Source organism: Streptomyces sp. NPDC047049 (assembly GCF_040643995.1).
Taxonomy (GTDB): domain Bacteria; phylum Actinomycetota; class Actinomycetes; order Streptomycetales; family Streptomycetaceae; genus Streptomyces; species Streptomyces mooreae.
Genome location: NZ_JBEYVM010000003.1, coordinates 458,831 through 476,977 on the forward strand (window position 1 = coordinate 458,831; position 18,147 = coordinate 476,977).

Annotated in this window: 10 protein-coding genes; 9 read left to right on the forward strand and 1 reads right to left on the reverse strand. The window is 74.9% G+C overall.

The annotated features are described in order from the left end of the window. The first annotated feature begins 176 nt into the window (after window positions 1-176). The 6 genes from ABZ851_RS10015 to moeZ all read left to right on the forward strand — a co-directional run bounded on the left by ABZ851_RS10015 (window position 177) and on the right by moeZ (window position 6,395). Entirely contained in the window at window positions 177-2,189 is a 2,013-nt protein-coding gene (locus ABZ851_RS10015) for a DUF3492 domain-containing protein (protein ID WP_361124517.1), read from the forward strand. Beyond that, entirely contained in the window at window positions 2,189-2,449 is a 261-nt protein-coding gene (locus tag ABZ851_RS10020) for a hypothetical protein (protein ID WP_361124519.1), read from the forward strand. Before ABZ851_RS10015 ends, ABZ851_RS10020 begins: the two co-directional genes overlap by 1 nt. Next, window positions 2,446-3,750, forward strand: a complete 1,305-nt coding sequence (locus ABZ851_RS10025; RefSeq protein WP_361124521.1) for a hypothetical protein — start codon at window positions 2,446-2,448, stop codon at window positions 3,748-3,750. Before ABZ851_RS10020 ends, ABZ851_RS10025 begins: the two co-directional genes overlap by 4 nt. 299 nt (window positions 3,751-4,049) lie before the next feature. Continuing rightward, window positions 4,050-5,006: an NAD-dependent epimerase/dehydratase family protein gene (locus ABZ851_RS10030; protein WP_129294293.1), complete on the forward strand. Its 957-nt coding sequence runs from the start codon at window positions 4,050-4,052 to the stop codon at window positions 5,004-5,006. Beyond that, window positions 4,994-5,119: a hypothetical protein gene (locus tag ABZ851_RS10035; RefSeq protein WP_361124523.1), complete on the forward strand. Its 126-nt coding sequence runs from the start codon at window positions 4,994-4,996 to the stop codon at window positions 5,117-5,119. Before ABZ851_RS10030 ends, ABZ851_RS10035 begins: the two co-directional genes overlap by 13 nt. Window positions 5,120-5,216: 97 nt before the next feature. After that, complete coding sequence (gene moeZ / locus ABZ851_RS10040; protein WP_361124525.1) at window positions 5,217-6,395, forward strand: adenylyltransferase/sulfurtransferase MoeZ; 1,179 nt, start codon at window positions 5,217-5,219, stop codon at window positions 6,393-6,395. A 202-nt stretch (window positions 6,396-6,597) separates the two neighbouring features. Here moeZ and ABZ851_RS10045 read toward each other — a convergent pair whose 3' ends face one another. Then, the gene (locus ABZ851_RS10045) at window positions 6,598-9,207 is read right to left on the reverse strand and encodes a lysylphosphatidylglycerol synthase transmembrane domain-containing protein (protein WP_361124941.1); all 2,610 of its coding nucleotides are present in this window, start codon (window positions 9,205-9,207) and stop codon (window positions 6,598-6,600) included. 768 nt (window positions 9,208-9,975) lie between these two features. Between ABZ851_RS10045 and ABZ851_RS10050 the strand changes: the two genes are divergently transcribed. From ABZ851_RS10050 to ABZ851_RS10060, 3 genes are all read left to right on the forward strand, one after another. After that, on the forward strand, window positions 9,976-10,380 hold the full coding sequence (locus tag ABZ851_RS10050; RefSeq protein ID WP_361124527.1) for an MGMT family protein: 405 nt from the start codon (window positions 9,976-9,978) through the stop codon (window positions 10,378-10,380). A gap of 283 nt (window positions 10,381-10,663) precedes the next feature. Further along, entirely contained in the window at window positions 10,664-14,230 is a 3,567-nt protein-coding gene (locus tag ABZ851_RS10055; protein ID WP_361124943.1) for an ATP-dependent DNA helicase, read from the forward strand. Window positions 14,231-14,420: 190 nt separating this feature from the next. Beyond that, window positions 14,421-18,140, forward strand: a complete 3,720-nt coding sequence (locus tag ABZ851_RS10060; RefSeq protein ID WP_361124529.1) for an ATP-dependent DNA helicase — start codon at window positions 14,421-14,423, stop codon at window positions 18,138-18,140. Window positions 18,141-18,147 lie beyond the last annotated feature (7 nt).

An 18,147-nucleotide genomic window follows, 5' to 3' on the forward strand; every position in this document is an offset into this window, starting at 1 on the left:
CTCCCACCGGCTGTGGGGGTGTTTAGGTCCCCCCCCCCCCCCCCCGGGGGGGGCGCCCCCCCCCCCCCCCCCCCCCGCCACCGGCCCTTTGCATAGCTTCTTCCCGCAGGTGGCGGCCGTGCCGCCGGCACACCAGGACGCCGATATGGCTGACAGGGGAGGGCGGGGGTGCACCCGTGCGGATCGGACTGCTCACCGAAGGTGGTTACCCGTATGCGTCCGGTGAGTCGCAGGCGTGGTGCGACCGGCTCGTGCGCGGGCTCACCGGCCATGAATTCGAGGTCTACGCCCTGAGCGCCGAGCCCCGCCGCGACGCGCCGCCACGGCCCGAACTTCCGCGCCACGTACGGCTGGTGCGCAGCGCGCCCCCGGGGGACGGCTTTCCCGCCGGGCGCCGCCGGGCCGGCGAGCCGCGCCGGGGCCGCGCCCCCGGACGGCGCGCACGCCGCCGCTTCGCCGAGTGCTTCGGCGACCTCGTGGCGGCCTTCGCCGCGGCGCCTCCAGGAGGAGAGCCGGCCAACCCGGTGGTCCAGGCCCGGGGCGCCGCCCATGGGGGAGCGCCGGCCGGGTCTCCGCCCGCCGCCCCGGGGGGTGCCCCCGATGACGTCGCGACCAGCAAGGCGGACCGTTTCGCCGGCGGCCTCTACGGACTCGCCGAACTCGCCCGGGAGTACCGGGGACTGCCCGCCCTGCTGCACTCCGAGGACGCCGTACGTCTCCTGGAAGCCGCCTGCCACGGGCCGCACGCCCTGCCCGCCGCCTCAGGCGCACAGGTCAACGATCTGCTGGCGGTCACCGCCGGGCTCGCCCGTGCGCTGCGGCCGCTGTCCCTGGACTGGTACGGCGACCGGCACGCTCCCGGGCTCGGCGGTGTGGACCTCTGCCATGCCACCTCCGGCGGCGCCGCCGCCCTCCCCGGACTGCTGGCCAAGCACTTCTTCGCCACCCCGCTGCTGGTCACCGAGTACGGCGTACGGCTGCGCGAGCACTATCTCGCGCGCGCCACCCCACCGTTGAGTGCGCCGGTGCGCGCGCTGCTCGCCGCCTTCCAGGGCGCGCTGGCCGCCGAAACCTACGCGCAGGCCGCGCTGGTCACCCCCGGCAACACCCACGCCCGGCGCTGGCAGGAGCGCTGCGGCGCCGACCGCGCCCGGCTGCGCACGGTCTATCCGGGCATGGACGCCGCCCCCTTCGCCGCGGTCGCGGACGCCGCGGCGGACGACCCCAAGACGCTGGTGTGGGTCGGCACCATCGAGCCCGCCAAGGACCTCATGGCGCTGCTGCACGCCTTCGCCGAGATCCGCAAGGCCGAACCGGAGGCCACCTTGCGGATCGTCGGCGGCGTCGGCCGCGATCCGCAGGCGCCCGGGTACCTCGCGCACTGCCGGGCGCTGGCCGCCCAGCTCTTCCCCGACGAGGCAGCCGACACCCACAGCGTCGGCGAGAGCCCGGTCAGCTTCGAGGAGGTCGGCAGCCCCGAGGTGCCCACCCTGGCGGACGCCTACGCCTCCGGCGCGGTGGTGGTGCTCTCCAGCGTCATCGAGGGCTTTCCGCGCTCCCTGGTGGAGGCGATGTTCTGCGGCCGCGCCACGGTGTCGACCGACGCCGGTGCGGTCTGTGAAGTCATCGGCGGCACCGGTCTGGTGGTCCCGCCCCGTAATCCCCGCGCCCTCGCCGAGGCCTGCACCGCGCTGCTCGGCGACCCGGACCGCAGGGCCAGGCTGGGCGCGGCCGCCCGGGCGCGGGCGCTGGAGCTGTTCACCGTCGAGCAGAACGTCGCGGCATTTCGTGGCATCTACCTGGAGCTGATCTCCCATGCCCCGGCCCGCCCGGCCGCCTGCGGCGCACGGGACGCCCGGGGCGTACCGCAGCCCTTCGCCCGTCCCGCCGAGTCCCATGTCCCCGGCCGCTGGGCCGCGACCGGTGCCGCCACCCGCGCCGCCGTGCCCGCCGCCAGGGACGCCGTGTCAGCCACCCCGGCAGCCGTTCCCGAGGGCCGCACGCCCAGCTGGGCGGTTCCCGCGCAGGAGCGGACCGCCGCGCTGCCGGTGCCGGCCGACGGAGGCGCGGAGGGCGGGGAAGCGACCGGTGTCCGAGGGGTGAGACAGCCGGTGAGATGGGGAGGAGCCGGCGACCGGACAGGCGTGACCGGAGCGAAGGAGCGAGCGCAGGAGAAGGGGCAGTGGTGATGGTGACGGCTGTGCTGGACGTGATGTGTGCGATGGGCCTGGTGGGCGTGGCACTGGTGACGGGTATGACGGATGTGGCGCACGGCGGGAGCCGGCCCGGACACGGGCCCCGGGGCGACCGCCGTCCCGGCCGTCCGGTGTACGTCGCCCACGCCGCCCCCGACGACCGGGTCCGCCGGAGCCGCCGGGGTACGCCGCAGCCCCGTCCCGGCCGGGACGGCTGCGCCGCGGCGGACCGGGGGAGAGGGGACGGGCGGTGACCACACCCGACACCGGCGCCACCCCCGCCGCGGCGGCCACGGCGGACGGGGACGCCGCCCGCAGCGCGCCGGCCACGGCGAACACGGACGGCACTGCCGCCCCTCCGCACCCGGAGGCGAACCCCGCCCGTACCCCGCCACCGGGCAAGGAGGCCGCCGCCCGCCCCGCGCGCCGCGGCCCCGCCGACCCCGTACGGTCCCTGATGCACCGCCACCAGGAGCTGTGCGCACGCGCCGTCGACGCGCTGGAGATCGCCGCCGGCCTGGAGGCGCACGGCGTCACCGACCGGACGGCCGCCCGCTTCCGGCACCGCGATGTCTTCTCGCTGGCCGAAGAGCTCTACGCCCGGGTGCCGCGCGCCGAAGTGCCGGACACCCGGCCGGACGGGCAGCCCCGCCCGCCCGCGCCCGTCCCCGCGCGGGGCTCGCGCGGCGTGCGCGCGGTGCTGCAGCTGCTGCCCGGCGCCGTCTGCCTCGCGGCGGTCGCCGCTGTTGCCTCGGCCGGTGCGGCGACTCCTGCCGTACGCACCGGTGTCGGCGCGGCGGGCGGCGCGCTGGTCGCCCTCGCCGTCCGGCTGGCCGTCCGGTCCGGGCCGCTGCGACCGCGCCACCGCGGCGCCGGATCGTGGACCGCCAGCCTGTGGGTCTGCTGGACGGCCGGATACGCGGTCTACGGCGACTGGCTGCTCGGACAGCTGCTGGCCGGCGGCCCCGACCTGCCCGGCACCACGCCCCGGGCCGCCGTCGCCACCGCCGTGGCCCTGGCCTTCGCCCTCGCCCCCGCGGCCGGCTGCGCCCGCTGGTTCGCGGCGCGCGGGCGGCGCGGTCTGGCCGCCAGCCGCGGCCTCGGAGAACTCGCCGCCCGCGTCCGGCCGTTGCTGCTCGCCGCCACCCTGCTCTACCTGGGCGCGCTGGTGGCCCTGCTCCTCGGTGCGGCCGCCGCCCTCGGGAGCGACGGCACGACGGCCCTGGCCGCGGCGGCCGCACTGGGGGTGCTGCTCTTCCTCGCCCGGCTGCTGGCCGTACACGGCTTCCCCGAGGCGGCGGCGACCGGCCTGGCCTCGGCCGCCGCCCTGGAAGCCCTCGCCCTGTCCCTGGTGCTCATCGCCCGGCTCCCCGGCCTGCCCCCGCTCGACGTACCGGTCGCAGCGCTCACCACCGCCGTGGGACCGGCCGCCGTACCCGCCGTGGCCTGCACGGCCGCCGCCGCCGGGCTCCTCGTCCACGGCCTGCGGGCGCTCACCGGCGCCTGCGCGCACTGGCCTGCTCCCTCCGGCCCGGCGGAGGCGCACCGGCCGTGACCCTCCGCACGCACCCCGGCCCCCGGCCCCCCGTCCCCGACCTCCCCTGCCCCGGACCCCCCGTCCCACGACTCCCCGTTCCCCCACACGGACACCCCCACCACGCACCACCCCCCGGAGCGGCACCCCGAAACGGCCGCTTCGACCCCTGACCCGCGGACCTCGCCCCCCACCTGGCCCCCGCCCCCGGGACGGAGGCCGACTCCGCGGAAGCCGACGCACTTCCCCCGACCTGCTTGAGGAGCACGACATATGAACGTCCAGCCGACCACACGCCACGCGGACCGGGGGGTCGCACGATGAGGGTGCTGCTCATCGGCGCCAACGGCTACCTGGGCCGTTATGTCGCCGACCGCCTGCTCGCCGACCCCGCCGTCCAGCTCACCGCCCTCGGGCGGGGCGACGACGCCGACGTCCGCTTCGACCTGGCCACCGGCAGCCCCGGCGCGCTCACCCGCTTCCTCGACGCCGTCCACCCCGGCGTCGTCGTCAACTGCGCGGGGGCCACCCGCGGCGGCGCCCGCGAGCTGACCCGGCACAACACCGTCGCGGTCGCCACCATCTGTGAATCGCTGCGCCGCAGCAGCTGTGGTGCCCGGCTCGTCCACCTGGGCTGCGCGTCGGAGTACGGACCCTCCCAGCCCGGCTCCTCCACCGCCGAGGACGCGGTGCCGCGCCCCGGCGGGCCGTACGGCGTCAGCAAACTCGCCGCCACCGAACTGGTCCTGGGCTCCGGCCTCGACGCCGTCGTGCTGCGGATCTTCTCGCCGGTCGGCCCCGGCACCCCGGCCGGCTCACCGCTGGGCCGGCTCGCCGAGGCGATGCGCCGCGCCATGCAGTCCGGCGACAACGAGCTCAAGCTCGGCGGGCTCGGCGTACAGCGGGACTTCGTCGATGTCCGCGATGTCGCGCGGGCGGTGCACGCCGCCTCGCTGTCCGCCGCCCAGGGCGTCGTCAACATCGGGACCGGCCGGGCCGTACGGCTGCGCGAGGCCGCGGCCGTGCTCGCCCGGGTCGCCGGCTTCGGCGGCGCGCTGCACGAGATCGACTCCCCGCCGGCCCGGCTGGTCATCCCCGGCCCGTCCCCCGAGCACCCGGTCGGCTCGCCGCCCGCCACCTACCCCTACCCGGACGGCTGCGGCACCTGGCAGCAGGCGGATGTCCGCACCGCCCGCGACCGGCTCGGGTGGCGTCCGCGGATCGGACTGGAGGAGTCCCTGGCCGACATCTGGATGGAGGCCGCATGCCGTATCTGACCGGCCGGCGGGCCGCCGGGGCGGCGGCCGGCGGCCCCGGAGACGCCGGGGTGTCACTGCCCGGTTACTGGGACGGATTCGTCTCGCGCATCGGAACAGGTGTCTCGGAATGAAGAAGGGCGTGGCAGTGTTGCGGGGAGAGCAAGCTCCCCCACTCTCGGCTCCGCCCGTGCGGGGGGAACCCCATCAAGACCGACCAACGGAGTTCCCGTGTCGCTGCCACCCCTGGTCGAGCCCGCTTCCGAGCTCACCGTCGATGAGGTCCGCAGGTACTCCCGCCACCTGATCATCCCCGATGTCGGGATGGACGGGCAGAAGCGGCTGAAGAACGCCAAGGTGCTGTGTGTCGGCGCCGGTGGCCTGGGTTCGCCCGCGCTGATGTATCTGGCCGCGGCCGGCGTGGGCACGCTCGGCATCGTGGAGTTCGACGAGGTCGACGAGTCGAACCTGCAGCGCCAGATCATCCACAGCCAGGCGGACATCGGCCGCTCCAAGGCGGAGTCCGCGAAGGACACCGTCCTGGGCATCAACCCGTACGTCACGGTCAACCTGCACCAAGAGCGCCTTGACTCCACCAACGTCATGGAGCTCTTCGCCCAGTACGACCTGATCGTCGACGGCACCGACAACTTCGCCACCCGCTACCTGGTCAACGACGCCTGCGTGCTGCTGAACAAGCCGTACGTCTGGGGCTCGATCTACCGCTTCGACGGCCAGGCGTCGGTGTTCTGGAGCGAGCACGGCCCCTGCTACCGCTGCCTGTACCCGGAGCCCCCGCCGCCGGGCATGGTGCCCTCCTGCGCCGAGGGCGGCGTCCTCGGTGTGCTGTGCGCCTCCATCGGCTCGATCCAGGTCAACGAGGCCATCAAGCTGCTCGCCGGGATCGGCGACCCGCTGGTCGGCCGGCTGATGATCTACGACGCGCTGGAGATGACCTACCGTCAGGTCAAGGTCCGCAAGGACCCCGACTGCGCCGTCTGCGGTGAGAACCCGACCGTCACCGAGCTCATCGACTACGAGGCCTTCTGCGGTGTCGTGTCCGAGGAGGCCCAGGAGGCGGCGGCCGGCTCGACGATCACTCCCCGGCAGCTCAAGGAGTGGATCGACGGCGACGAGAAGATCGAGATCATCGACGTCCGCGAGCCGAACGAGTTCGAGATCGTCTCCATCCCCGGCGCCAAGCTGGTCCCCAAGAACGAGTTCCTGATGGGCACCGCCCTCCAGGACCTGCCGCAGGACCGGAAGATCGTCCTGCACTGCAAGACGGGTGTCCGCTCCGCCGAGGTCCTGGCCGTACTGAAGTCCGCGGGCTTCGCCGACGCCGTGCACGTCGGCGGCGGCGTCATCGGCTGGGTCAACACCGTCGAGCCGGAGAAGCCGGTCTACTAGGGGTTTTGGGCCTGCGCGATCCGCTGGAGCCGCCGGGCCCGGCGGCTCCGCCAGGCCTCTCGGGCCTTCGGCGGGACCTGCTCCCACCGGCCGCCCCCTCCCGCGCGAAGGCGCCGGTCCGTATGACACGGACCGGCGCCTTCGGCGTGGTGTGCCGCGTGTACGGGCGGGGTCTCCCGGCCGGCACGGCGGCGGCTTCCGCTCAGATCTCGCCCTTGTGGGTGAGGTAGTTGAAGGCCACCCAGCCCGGCAGCACCGGCAGCCAGAAGACCATCAGGCGGAACAGCAGCACCGCCGGGAACGACGTATCGGCGGCGAGCCCGGAGACCGTCAGCGCACCGATCAGCGCGCCCTCCACGGCGCCCACACCACCCGGCGTCGGCGCGGCCGAACCCAGCGCGTTACCGGCCAGGAAGGCCACCGCGATGCTCGCGTAGCTGATCGTGTCGCCGCCGCCGAACGCCCGGATCGAGGCGTCCAGGCACATCACGTTCGCCGCCGTCAGCAGCAGCATCCCGCCGATGCCGGTGACCAGCTTCCCGGGCCGCTGCAGGATGTCCAGCATCCGCGGGACCACCCCCGCGAACAGCGACCGCACCCGGGTCGAGACGAACTTCCGCAGCGCCGGCACCGCCGTGACGATCAGGACCAGTACGGCCACGGTCAGCAGCCCGGCGATGACCGTACGGGACGGCGAGATCGACGGGGTCTGCTCCTGGGTGCCGGTCAGATAGCCGAACACCAGCAGCAGCAGGACGTGGCTGCCCAGGCCGAACAGCTGGGACGCGCCGACGCTCGCCACGGCCAGCCCCGGCCGGACCCCGGCGCGCTGCAGGAAGCGGGTGTTGAGCGCCACTCCGCCGATCGCGGCGGGCGCCACCAGCTTCACGAAGTTGCCCGCGATCTGCGCGATGACCGTCCGGACGAACGACACCCGCTCCGTGACGAACCCCAACAGGCTCATCGCCGCGGCGATATATGTCAGCGCCGAGAAGAAGGCCGCGACCAGCACCCACTCCCACTGCGCCTTGTTGACCATGTCACCGAGGTTGAAGTTGGTGAGCTGGGACAGCAGGAGGTACACCGCGAACGCGCCGGCGATCCAGGTGATCAGTTTGCGCGGGCTGAGCCGTTCCAGCTTCGCGGGTTCGATCACCGCCGTCGGCCGGATCAGCAGCACCTGCCGGCGGATCTGGGCGAGCAGGTCCTCCTCGCGGGCCTCCTCCGAGGCCTCGTCCAGGGCCCGCTTCTCGGCGGTCTTCTCCGCATGCCGCTCGGCCCGCATCGTCTTGCGGTCCTTGGGGCCCTCCGCCTCGCGCGCCTCCCGCGCCTCCTTGGCCGCCTGCGACGCCTCCAGCACCAGCTCGCGCTCCCGCTTGGCGCGCTCGCGGGCGCGCTGGCGCAGCGTCGCGCGGGTGGTGCGGCTCAGCGCGATCGGCTGCAGCAGCGGCAGGCTGTCGGCGACCGCGTCCGGGCCCAGCACCTCGACGGCCGCGGCCACCGCGCGCTCGGCACCCACCCGCAGACCGCAGGTGGCCAGCAACTGGGCGATGTCCATCCGCAGCACGAGGTCACCGGCCGCGATCTCGCCGCCGCGCAGCTCGGTCAGGACGATGGTGCCGGAACGATCCATCAGCAGCGCGTCCCCGACCAGCCGCCGGTGCGCGATCCGCCGCGACTGCAGCGCCTCGACCTGCCGCCACGCACTGTGCATCAGCGCGTCGGTGATCTCCTCGTCGGCCAGGGAGTCGAAGGTGCGGCCGCCGATGTGCTCGTAGACCAGCATCACCGCGTCCGGGCCGAGCTCGGAGGTGGCGATCAGCTTGGGGGCGTGGGCGCCGGCCGCGATGGCCGCGTACGCCAGCAGCGCCTCCTGTTCCAGCGCCTGGCGCAGCGACTGCAGACTGCGGCGCTGGTTGATGCCGCGCAGCGAGAGCCGGCGCCACACGCGGTAGAAGAAGCCGTGCGCCTGCTGCTCGCGGTCGACGACGGTGACATCGATCGGCGGCCCGTCCTCCAGCGTGACGAGGTAGCGGCGGCCGCGGTCGGGGTGGTCGGTGGTGCCGGCGTCCTCCGCCCGCAGCGCGGAGACCGGGTGGAAGCCGACGCGGCGCAGCCCCGCGAGGAGGTTCTGGCCGGTGGGGCGGACATTGGGGGAGCCGACCGCGTAGAGGGTGCCGTAGGCGACGGTCCAGCCGATCAGCACGGTCGTGATGATCGCGAACGGGGTGGTGTACCGCCCGACCAGCACCGCGAACGCGTCCAGCAGCAGCACGCACCACATCGCGACCCGCCAGCGCGGCCGCCGGGACATGCCCACCGCCGTCATATAGGCGATCACCGGTGCCAGGTAGCTGTGCACCGGAGCGGAGAGCGAACCGTTCTCCAGGGGCTGGGTCAGCGCGTCCCGGATGGAGACGGGCGCGGCATCGGCCACCCACAGATCGGCGGCCAGCGACACCCCGTGGGCCAGGACGGCGGCCAGCACGCCGTCCGCGATCCGCAGCCCGTCGCGCTTGATCAGCCGCTCCACGGCGAACGCCACCGGCACGATCAGCACCGCGACGCTGGAGGTCAGCCCCGCCATGTTGATCAGCAGCGGGGGCGCCGCCTTCGCGCCGGTGCCGATGTCCCGCGCCAGGCCCTGGGTGGTGCCGTGGGCGAAGGTGGCGAGGCCCAGGACGAGGGCGATCCCGGCGATGCCGAGCAGCAGCCGCAGCAGGTCGGCGGGGCGGTGCACCCGGGCGGGCAGCAGCGGCTCGTCGCCGGAGACCCGGTCGACGTGGAACTCGCCGTACTCGTCGGAGCTCAGGTCGGAGCGGTGCGAGCCCGTGTGGGGCCGGTCCGCAGCCGCGTGGGGCGTGCCCGGAGGCGTGCCCTGAGGCGTGCCCGGCTCCGGCTCCTCGTGCTGGTCGCGCGCGGCCGGTCCGTCCTGCCCCTGCTCGGGCTCCGTGCCGTCCCGCTCCTCGCCGCTGTGCTCCGCGCCGTTGTGCTCCTCCTTGCTGCTGTGCCCCTCCTCGTGCCGCTCGGTTGGCTCGGGCTCCTTGGGCTCTTCCGGCCTCTCGGAGGCCCCGGGTCGTTCGGCCTTCTCGATCGTGCTCGCCTTTTCGGTAGCGGAAGCCGTGCCCGGCCTCCGTTGGTGCGTCCCCTGTGCCGCCGCCTGCTGCCGTTCCGGCCGCTCGGTCGGTGCGGCCGGTCCGGGCGCGGTGCCTGCGGCGTCGACGGCCAGTGCCTCAGGGGTGCCCGCCTCCCGTGGAGGCGCCGCACCCTGCTGCTCGGCTGTCTCTTGTTGATCTCGTATCACCAGTCACCGTCCGGAAGATGGTGGCACGCCCGACCGGTGGAGGGGGGCATCAGGGTGCATTTCGGGGGTGCGGGAGGCGGAACGCCCTCCCCGTACCGGGGCGGACGCGCCTAGCCGCCGACCTCCCGAAGGCGCCGGACCGTGTGTCCGATCCCATTGTCGGTGCCGTGCGGCAGGATGGACCGAATGAGTGGGACCGGAGATGAGGCGGCGGGTGAATTCCCCGCAAACCCGGAAAGCCCGGAAGAGGTGGCAGGGGCGGAAGATCAGCAAGGCTTGGCAGGCCCCGGAGGCGCGGGAGGCCCTGGGTATCCGGACCTCCCGGAGTACGCGGAACGGGTTCTGGCCGTCGCCGAACTGATTCCGGCGGGCCGGGTGATGACGTACGGCGATGTCGCGGAGTGGCTGGAGGAAGGAGGCCCGCGGCAGGTGGGGCGGGTGATGGCGCTCTACGGCGGCGCCGTGCCCTGGTGGCGGGTGGTGCGCGCGGACGGCCGGCTGCTGCCCGGGAGTGAACTGCGCGCCCTGGGCCACTACCGCGACGAGGGCACCCCCCTGCGTACGGCACCGCACGCCGCCGAGGACCACATACCGCGGCTCGATATGCGGCGGGCCCGCTGGGACGGGCGCCAGGACGGCGGTACCGGTTCCCCGGCCGCGGACGGCGGCGCGGCTCCGTAGCGCCGGCGGCATCGCGCGACGGGCCGTGGGCGGCGCTGCGGCCCGGACGCGACCTGGCGTAGCGTCGGGCACTGCCGTCACGACGACGGCTCCGCCCCGCGCCGCGCAGCCGGACCACCCCTGACCGGCGGCCCGCGGCGCCGCGCACCACGCACGCACCACGACCAGCACCCCCTCAGGACCGGCGATCCACGTGAGTTCCTCCTTCTCGGCCTTCCCGGCCACCCCGCCGGCGCAGCCCCACCGGGTGGCGTCGCGGGGTGCCGCAGGCACGTACCGGCTGGTGCGCACCCCGCCGGGGAGGGTGGCTCCTCCTGCGTGGGACGCAGCCCAGCGCGCCGTGGTTGACCACCGGCACGGGCCGCTGCTGGTGCTGGCCGGACCGGGCACCGGGAAGACCACGACACTGGTGGAGTCGGTGGCCCGCCGGGTGCGGGCCGGCGGCGACCCCGACCGGATCCTCGTGCTGACCTTCAGCCGCAAGGCCGCCGTCGAACTCCGTGACCGGCTCGCGGCCCGGCTGGCCGACCTGGAGGGACAGCCCGAAGGGCCGCGCGGCGCGGCGGGCGGCGGGCCGCGGGCAGGCATCCCGCAGGCGACGACCTTCCACTCCTTCTGCTACGCCCTGGTCCGCGCCCACCAGGACGCCGATCTCTTCGCCGACCCGGTGCGGCTGCTGTCCGGACCCGAGCAGGATCTCGTGGTCCGCGAGCTCCTGGCCGGGCAGGCGGAACTGGCCGGCGCCGGCCGTGCGCCGGTGCGCTGGCCGGACGAGCTGCGGGCCTGCCTGACCACCCGCGGCTTCGCCGACGAGGTCCGTGCGGTGCTCGCCCGCAGCCGCGAACTGGGCCTGGGCCCGGACGCCCTCGGCGCCTTCGCCCGCCGCACCGGCCGCCCCGACTGGAGCGCCGCGGCCGGCTTCCTCGCCGAATACCTCGACGTGCTGGACGCCCAGGGCGTACTGGACTACGCCGAGCTGGTGCACCGCGCGGTGCTGCTCGCCGAACGCACCGACGTCGCGGCACACCTGGCCGCCTCCTATGACGCGGTCTACGTCGACGAGTACCAGGACACCGACGTCGCCCAGGTACGGCTGCTGCGCGCACTCGCCGGCAACCACGGAGCGACGGCGGCGCCGGGCTCCCCCGGGCGCACGCTCATCGCCTTCGGCGACCCCGACCAGTCGATCTACGCTTTCCGCGGCGCCGACGTGGGCGGCATCCTCGACTTCCCCGAGACCTTCCGCCGCGGGGACGGCACCCCCGCCCCGGTGGCCGTGCTCGGCACCTCCCGGCGCTCCGGCGCCGCCCTGCTCGCGGCCACCCGGCTGCTGACCCGCCGGATGCCGCTCACCCGCCTCCCGGCCCGGGCGGTACGCGCCCACCGCGAACCGGTGCCCGTACGGGACGGCGGCCGCGTCGAGGTGTACACCTACCCGACACCCGGCAGCGAACTCGACAACATCGCCGACATCCTGCGCCGCGCCCACCTGGAAGACGGCGTGCCCTGGCGCGAGATGGCCGTCCTCGTACGCGCCGGGGGGCGCTCGCTCCCGGCGGTACGCCGTGCGCTCACCTCGGCCGGGGTCCCCCTCGACATCGACGGCGACGATCTGCCGCTGCGCCACGAACCCGCCGTCGCTCCTCTGCTGACGGCGCTACGGGTGGCGGCGCGGGCTGCCCTGGGGCAGGACCCGGCGAGGGCCGCTTCGGACGGGGGCGGGACGGGTCAGGCAAGTCCGGGCGATTCGGGCAGCCTTGGCGGTCTTGGCGGTCTTGGCGGTCCTGACGGGCCTGGCGGGCCTGACGAGGCGGGATCCGCCGCGGGTGCCGTCGGTGAGGCCGCCCCCGGAGACGTTCCCTCCGGTACGGCCACCCCCGACGACACTCCCTCCGGTACGGCCGCCGCCCCCCATGACGCCCCGTCCGCCGAGGCCGCCCGCCCCGCCCTCGATGCCGAAACCGCCCTCGACCTGCTGACCTCCCCCCTGGGCGGCATGGACTCCGCCGATCTGCGACGGCTGGGCCGCGCCCTGCGCGAGGAGGAACGGGCCGCCGGACAGGCCCTGCCGCAGCCCTCCGACGAGCTGATCGCCCAGGCGCTCGCCGAACCGCAGCGCCTGGTGGCGCACGACCCCGCCTACGCCCGCGGTGCCCAGCGGCTCGGGCTGCTGCTGCGCAAGGCCCGCGAACTGCTGGCCGGCGGCGGCACCGCCGAACAGGCGCTGTGGGAGCTGTGGGACGGCACCCCCTGGCCGCAGCGCCTGGAGCGGGCCGCCCACCGCGGCGGAGCCGCCGGGCGCAACGCCGACCGGGACCTGGACGCCGTCGTCGCCCTCTTCGAGACCGCCGCCCGCGCCGAGGAGCGCACCGGCGGCCGCGGTGCGCTCAACTTCCTGGAAGAACTCGACGCCCAGGACATCGCCGCCGACACCCTCACCCGGCGCGCGGTGCGCCCCGACGCCGTACGGCTGATGACCGCGCACCGCGCCAAGGGCCTGGAATGGCGGCTGGTCGTCGTCGCCGGAGTGCAGGAAGGCCTCTGGCCCGACCTGCGCCGCCGCGGTTCGCTCCTGGAAGTCGACCGGATCGGCCGCGACGGCCTGGCCGAACCGCTCACCCCGGGCGCGCTGCTCGCCGAGGAACGCCGGCTGTTCTACGTCGCCGCCACCCGCGCCCGCGAACGCCTGGTCGTCACCGCGGTGAAGGCCGCCGCCGACGACGGCGACCAGCCCTCCCGTTTCCTGACCGAACTGGGCGTCACCCCCCAGGACGTCACCGGCCGCCCGCGGCGCCCCCTTTCGGTGGCCGCGCTCGTCGCCGAGCTGCGCGCCACCACCGTCGACCCCGACGCCACCCCCGCGCTGCGCGAGGCCGCCGCCCAGCGGCTCGCGAAACTGGCGGCCCTGCACGACGACGACCACCACCCCCTGGTGCCTGCCGCCCACCCGGACAACTGGTGGGGTCTGGCCGAACCCACCCACAGCACCGTCCCGCTGCGCGACCGCGACCGTCCCGTGGTCCTCTCCGGCAGCGCCCTCGACCAGCTCGCCAACACCTGCTCCCTCCAGTGGTTCCTGGGCCGCGAGGTCAAGGCGGACACCCCCGCCACCGCCGCCCAGGGCTTCGGCAACGTGGTGCACGTACTCGCCGACGAGGTCGCCTCCGGCCGTACCCCCGCCGATCTGTCCGTCCTCATGGAGCGCCTGGACTCCGTATGGGACTCCCTCGCCTTCGACGCCCCCTGGAAGTCACGCCAGGAGAAGGAGTCCGCCCGCGCCGCCCTGGAACGCTTCCTGCGCTGGCACGTCATGGAACGCGAGACCCGTGGCCGGGACACCGCCGCCACCGAGCACGGCTTCGACCTCACCCTGCGGGCCGGTGCCTACGAGGTCCGCATCCGCGGCAGCATGGACCACGTCTCCAAGGACGCGCAGGGCCGGGCGTACGTCGTCGACTTCAAGACCGGCAAACAGAAGCCGACCGGCCCCGAGGTCGCCCGACACCCCCAGCTCGCCGTCTACCAGCTCGCGGTGCGCGAGGGCGCGGTCGACGACGCCTTCGACGGCCGCACACCGCAGCTGGGCGGCGCGGAACTGGTGCACCTGCGGCTGGGCGCGGCCCAGAAGGAGGGCGGCGACGCGCTGCCCGCCGTACAGGCACAGCAGCCGCTGGAGCCGGGAGGCCCCCCGGAGGAGCCCGGGGGAGAGTGGGTCGGCGAACTGCTCGCCACCGCGGCGGGCCGCGTCCTGGAGGAGCGCTTCACGCCGACCACCGGCACGCACTGCACCCACTGCACCTTCCGGTCGTCGTGCAGCGCCCAGCCGGAGGGGCGGCACGTCGTGGAGTGAGGGGGTCCGCTGCGTTTGGGTGGCCTTCCCACGTTGTCGGCTCTCCCGCCGTGGGGCTTCTCGCCGTTCCTCCCCCACGCCCTTTAGGCAGTGGGGGAGAAACAAAGAGAGACCCCCACGGCGGGACAGCCGAAAACGCGGGGCGCAAGCAAAGCGCAGCGTGTCAGTGGCGCCCGCTACCGTTTACGTCGTGTCAGCTCGCCTCACCGACCCCGAGCAGCTCAAGGAGCTCCTCGGCATCCCGTTCACGCCGGAGCAGACGGAGTGCATCACCGCCCCGCCCGCCCCGCAGGTCATCGTGGCCGGAGCCGGTTCCGGCAAGACCACGGTGATGGCCGCGCGCGTGGTGTGGCTGGTCGGCACCGGCCAGGTCGCCCCCGACCAGGTCCTCGGGCTGACGTTCACGAACAAGGCAGCCGGCGAGCTCGCCGAACGCGTCAGGGCCGCGCTGCTCGCCGCCGGTGTCACCGACCCCGACGCGCCCCCGCCCGATGCCGGCGCCACCGCCACCGGCCGGCCCGACGGGCAGCCCACCGGAGAGCCGCGGATCTCCACCTACCACGCCTTCGCCGGCCAGCTCCTCAAGGACCACGGCCTGCGCATCGGCCTGGAGCCCAGCGCCCGGCTCCTCGCCGACGCCACCCGCTTCCAGCTCGCCGCCCGTACACTCCGTGCCGCCCCCGGCCCCTACCCCGCGCTCACCACCTCCCTGCCCTCCCTCGTGGAGGACCTGCTCGCCCTCGACGCCGAGCTCGCCGAACACCTCGTGGACCCCGCCGCGCTCCGCACGTACGACACCGAGCTCCTGGCCGCCCTCGACGGCGTGAAACTCACCAACGCCGACCTGCGCAAAGCCCCCGAAACCGCCCGCGGCCGCCTGGAACTGCTCGACCTCGTCACCGCCTACCGGGCCGAGAAGCGCCGCCGCGACCTCCTCGACTTCGGCGACCAGATCGCCCACTGCGCGACCCTCGCCACCACCCGCCCCGAAGTCGGCCGGATCCTGCGCGACGAATTCCGCGTCGTCCTGCTCGACGAGTACCAGGACACCTCCGTCGCCCAACGACTGCTGCTGTCCGCCCTCTTCGGCGCCGGCACCGGCACCGCCACCGGACATGCCGTCACCGCCGTCGGCGACCCCTGCCAGGCCATCTACGGCTGGCGCGGCGCCTCCGTGGCCAACCTCGACGACTTCCCCGTCCACTTCCCCTTCCAGGACGGCACCCCCGCCCGCCGGTACGCCCTCAGCGAGAACCGCCGCAGCGGCGGCCGCCTCCTCGACCTCGCCAACGGCCTCGCCGCACCACTGCGCCGGATGCACGAGGGCGTCGAAGCGCTGCGCCCCGCCCCCGGCGCCGAGCGCGACGGCACCGTCCGCTGCGCCCTGCTGCCCACCCACGCCGAAGAGCTCAGCTGGCTCGCCGACTCCCTCGCCCACCTCGTCCGCACCGGCACCCCGCCCGGCGAGATCGCCGTGCTGTGCCGCACCGCCGGTGATTTCGCCCGCATCCAGGGCGAACTCGTCGCCCGGGACCTCCCCGTGGAAGTCGTCGGTCTCTCCGGACTGCTGCACCTGCCCGAGATCGCCGACCTCGTCGCCGTCTGCGAAGTGCTCCAGGACCCCACGGCCAACGCCGCCCTGGTCCGCCTGCTGATCGGCCCGCGCTGGCGGATCGGCCCCCGCGACCTGGCGCTCCTGGGCCGCCGCGCCCGCACCCTCGTCCACCACAGCGCCCCCTCCGACGACCCCGGGCAGCGCCTCGCCGAGGCCGTCGAAGGCGTCGACCCGGCGGAGACCATCTCGCTCGCCGACGCCCTCGACACCTTCCTGGAGGCCGAAGGACCCGACGACTCGCTCCCCTTCTCGCCCGAGGCCCGGGTGCGCTTCGCCTACCTGGCCACCGAACTGCGCGACCTGCGCCGCTCCCTCGGCGACCCCCTCATGGACGTGCTCCACCGGGTGCTCGCCGCCACCGGCCTGGAAGTCGAGCTGTCCGCGTCACCGCACGCCCTCGCCGCGCGCCGCCGCGAAACGCTCGGCACCTTCCTCGACATCGCGGCCGGATTCGCGGCCAAACAAGGCGGCGAATCCCTCGACGGCGACGCCACCCTGCTCGCCTTCCTCGGCTTCCTGCGCACCGCCGTCCAGCACGAAAAGGGCCTGGACAGCTCCCTCCCCGGCGGCGAAAACACCATCAAGGTCCTGACCGCCCACAAGTCCAAGGGCCTGGAATGGGACGTGGTCGCCGTCCCCGGCCTGGTGGCCAAGCAGTTCCCCAGCGAACAGGCCCGTGAGTCCTGGACCAGCCGGTCCAAGGTCCTCCCGCACGCCCTGCGCGGCGACGCCGCCACCCTCCCCGACGTCGGGGAATGGGCCGCCCGCGGTCTGAAATCCTTCAAGGAGGCGATGAAGCAGCACCAGGAGACCGAGGAACTGCGCCTCGGCTACGTCACCTTCACCCGCCCCCGCTCCCTGCTGCTCGGCTCCGGCCACTGGTGGGGCCCCCAGCAGAAGCGACCGCGCGGCCCCTCCGCCTTCCTGGAGGCGCTGCGCGAGCACTGCGAGGCGGGGCACGGCGAGATCGAGCACTGGGCCGATGCCCCCGAGGACGGCGAGGAGAACCCCGCCCTCTCCGAGGCCGCCACGGAACAGCCCTGGCCGCTGCCCCTCGACCCCACCGCCACGGCCCGCCGCCGCGCCGCCGCGGCAACGGTCCGCGCCCACCTGGAACGCCGTACGGGGGAGGGGCCCGCCGCCGCTGCCGCCGCTGCCACCGCCTCGCCGTCCCTGTCCGCCCACGACCCCGACTGGCCGCCGCCCCCGGCCGATGATCCCTGGGACGCCGATCCGTTCGAGGGGCCCGAAGCCGGACCGTACGCCGGGCCGGATGCCGGGCCAGAGGCCGATCCGTCCGACGGGCCGTACGACATGCCGGACGACCCGTACGACATGCCGGACGACCCGTTCGACGAGGCCGGCCCCCGGCCGTTCGACGGCACCCCGCCGTACGACGTGCCCCGCCCGCACCCCTCTGACGACGCCCCGCCGCAGGACACCCCCGAGGCCGGCCCTGCGTCCCCGCTCCATGCCCGCATCGGCGCCCAGCGCTCCACCGAGCCCGACCTCACGGCACCCGCCGACGCCGACACCGCCCACCCCGGAGAGACCGCGCCGCACACTCTCCTCCCCGAGGAGCGGCGCACCGTCGGCTCCTGGGACCGCGATCTCGACGCCCTCGCCGCCGAACTGCGCCGCTCCCGCGCCACCGTCCGCGACGTCCCGCTGCCCTCCGCGCTCAGCGCCACCCAGCTGCTCCGCCTCGCCGCCGACCCCGACGGCTTCGCCCGCGAACTCGCCCGCCCCATGCCGCGCCCGCCACAGCCCGGCACCCGCCGGGGCACCCGCTTCCACGCCTGGGTCGAATCCCGCTTCGAAGAGCTGACGCTGCCCCTGCTCGGCCCCGAGGAGCTTCCCGGCGCCGAAGCGGGCGAGGAAGCCGAAATCGTCGACGAACACGACCTCGAAGCCCTCAAGGAGGCCTTCGCCCGCACCCCCTACGCCCACCGCACCCCCTTCCGCGTCGAAGCCCCCTTCCAGCTCACCCTCGCGGGGCGGGTCATCCGCGGCCGGATCGACGCCGTCTACAAAGAGCCCGGCCCCGACGGCGACCGCTTCGAGATCGTCGACTGGAAGACCGGCCGCGCCCACAGCGCCGACCCCCTCCAGCTGGCCGTCTACCGCCTCGCCTGGGCCGAGCGGTACGGCCTGGAGCCGTCCGCCGTCGGCGCCGCCTTCCTCTACGTCCGCAGCGGCGAGGTGGTCCGCCCCGCCCGGCTGCCCGGCCGCACCGGACTCGAACGCATCCTGCTCGGCGAGACCGCCGACCGGCCTCCCCCACAAGGCCGATAGGCTCGGG

Coding starts and splice junctions, on each gene's coding strand:
- ABZ851_RS10035 (WP_361124523.1), top strand. CDS start 4,994: ATGCCGTATCTGACCGGCCGGCGGGCCGCCGGGGCGGCGGCCGGCGGC.
- ABZ851_RS10030 (WP_129294293.1), top strand. CDS start 4,050: ATGAGGGTGCTGCTCATCGGCGCCAACGGCTACCTGGGCCGTTATGTC.
- ABZ851_RS10020 (WP_361124519.1), top strand. CDS start 2,189: ATGGTGACGGCTGTGCTGGACGTGATGTGTGCGATGGGCCTGGTGGGC.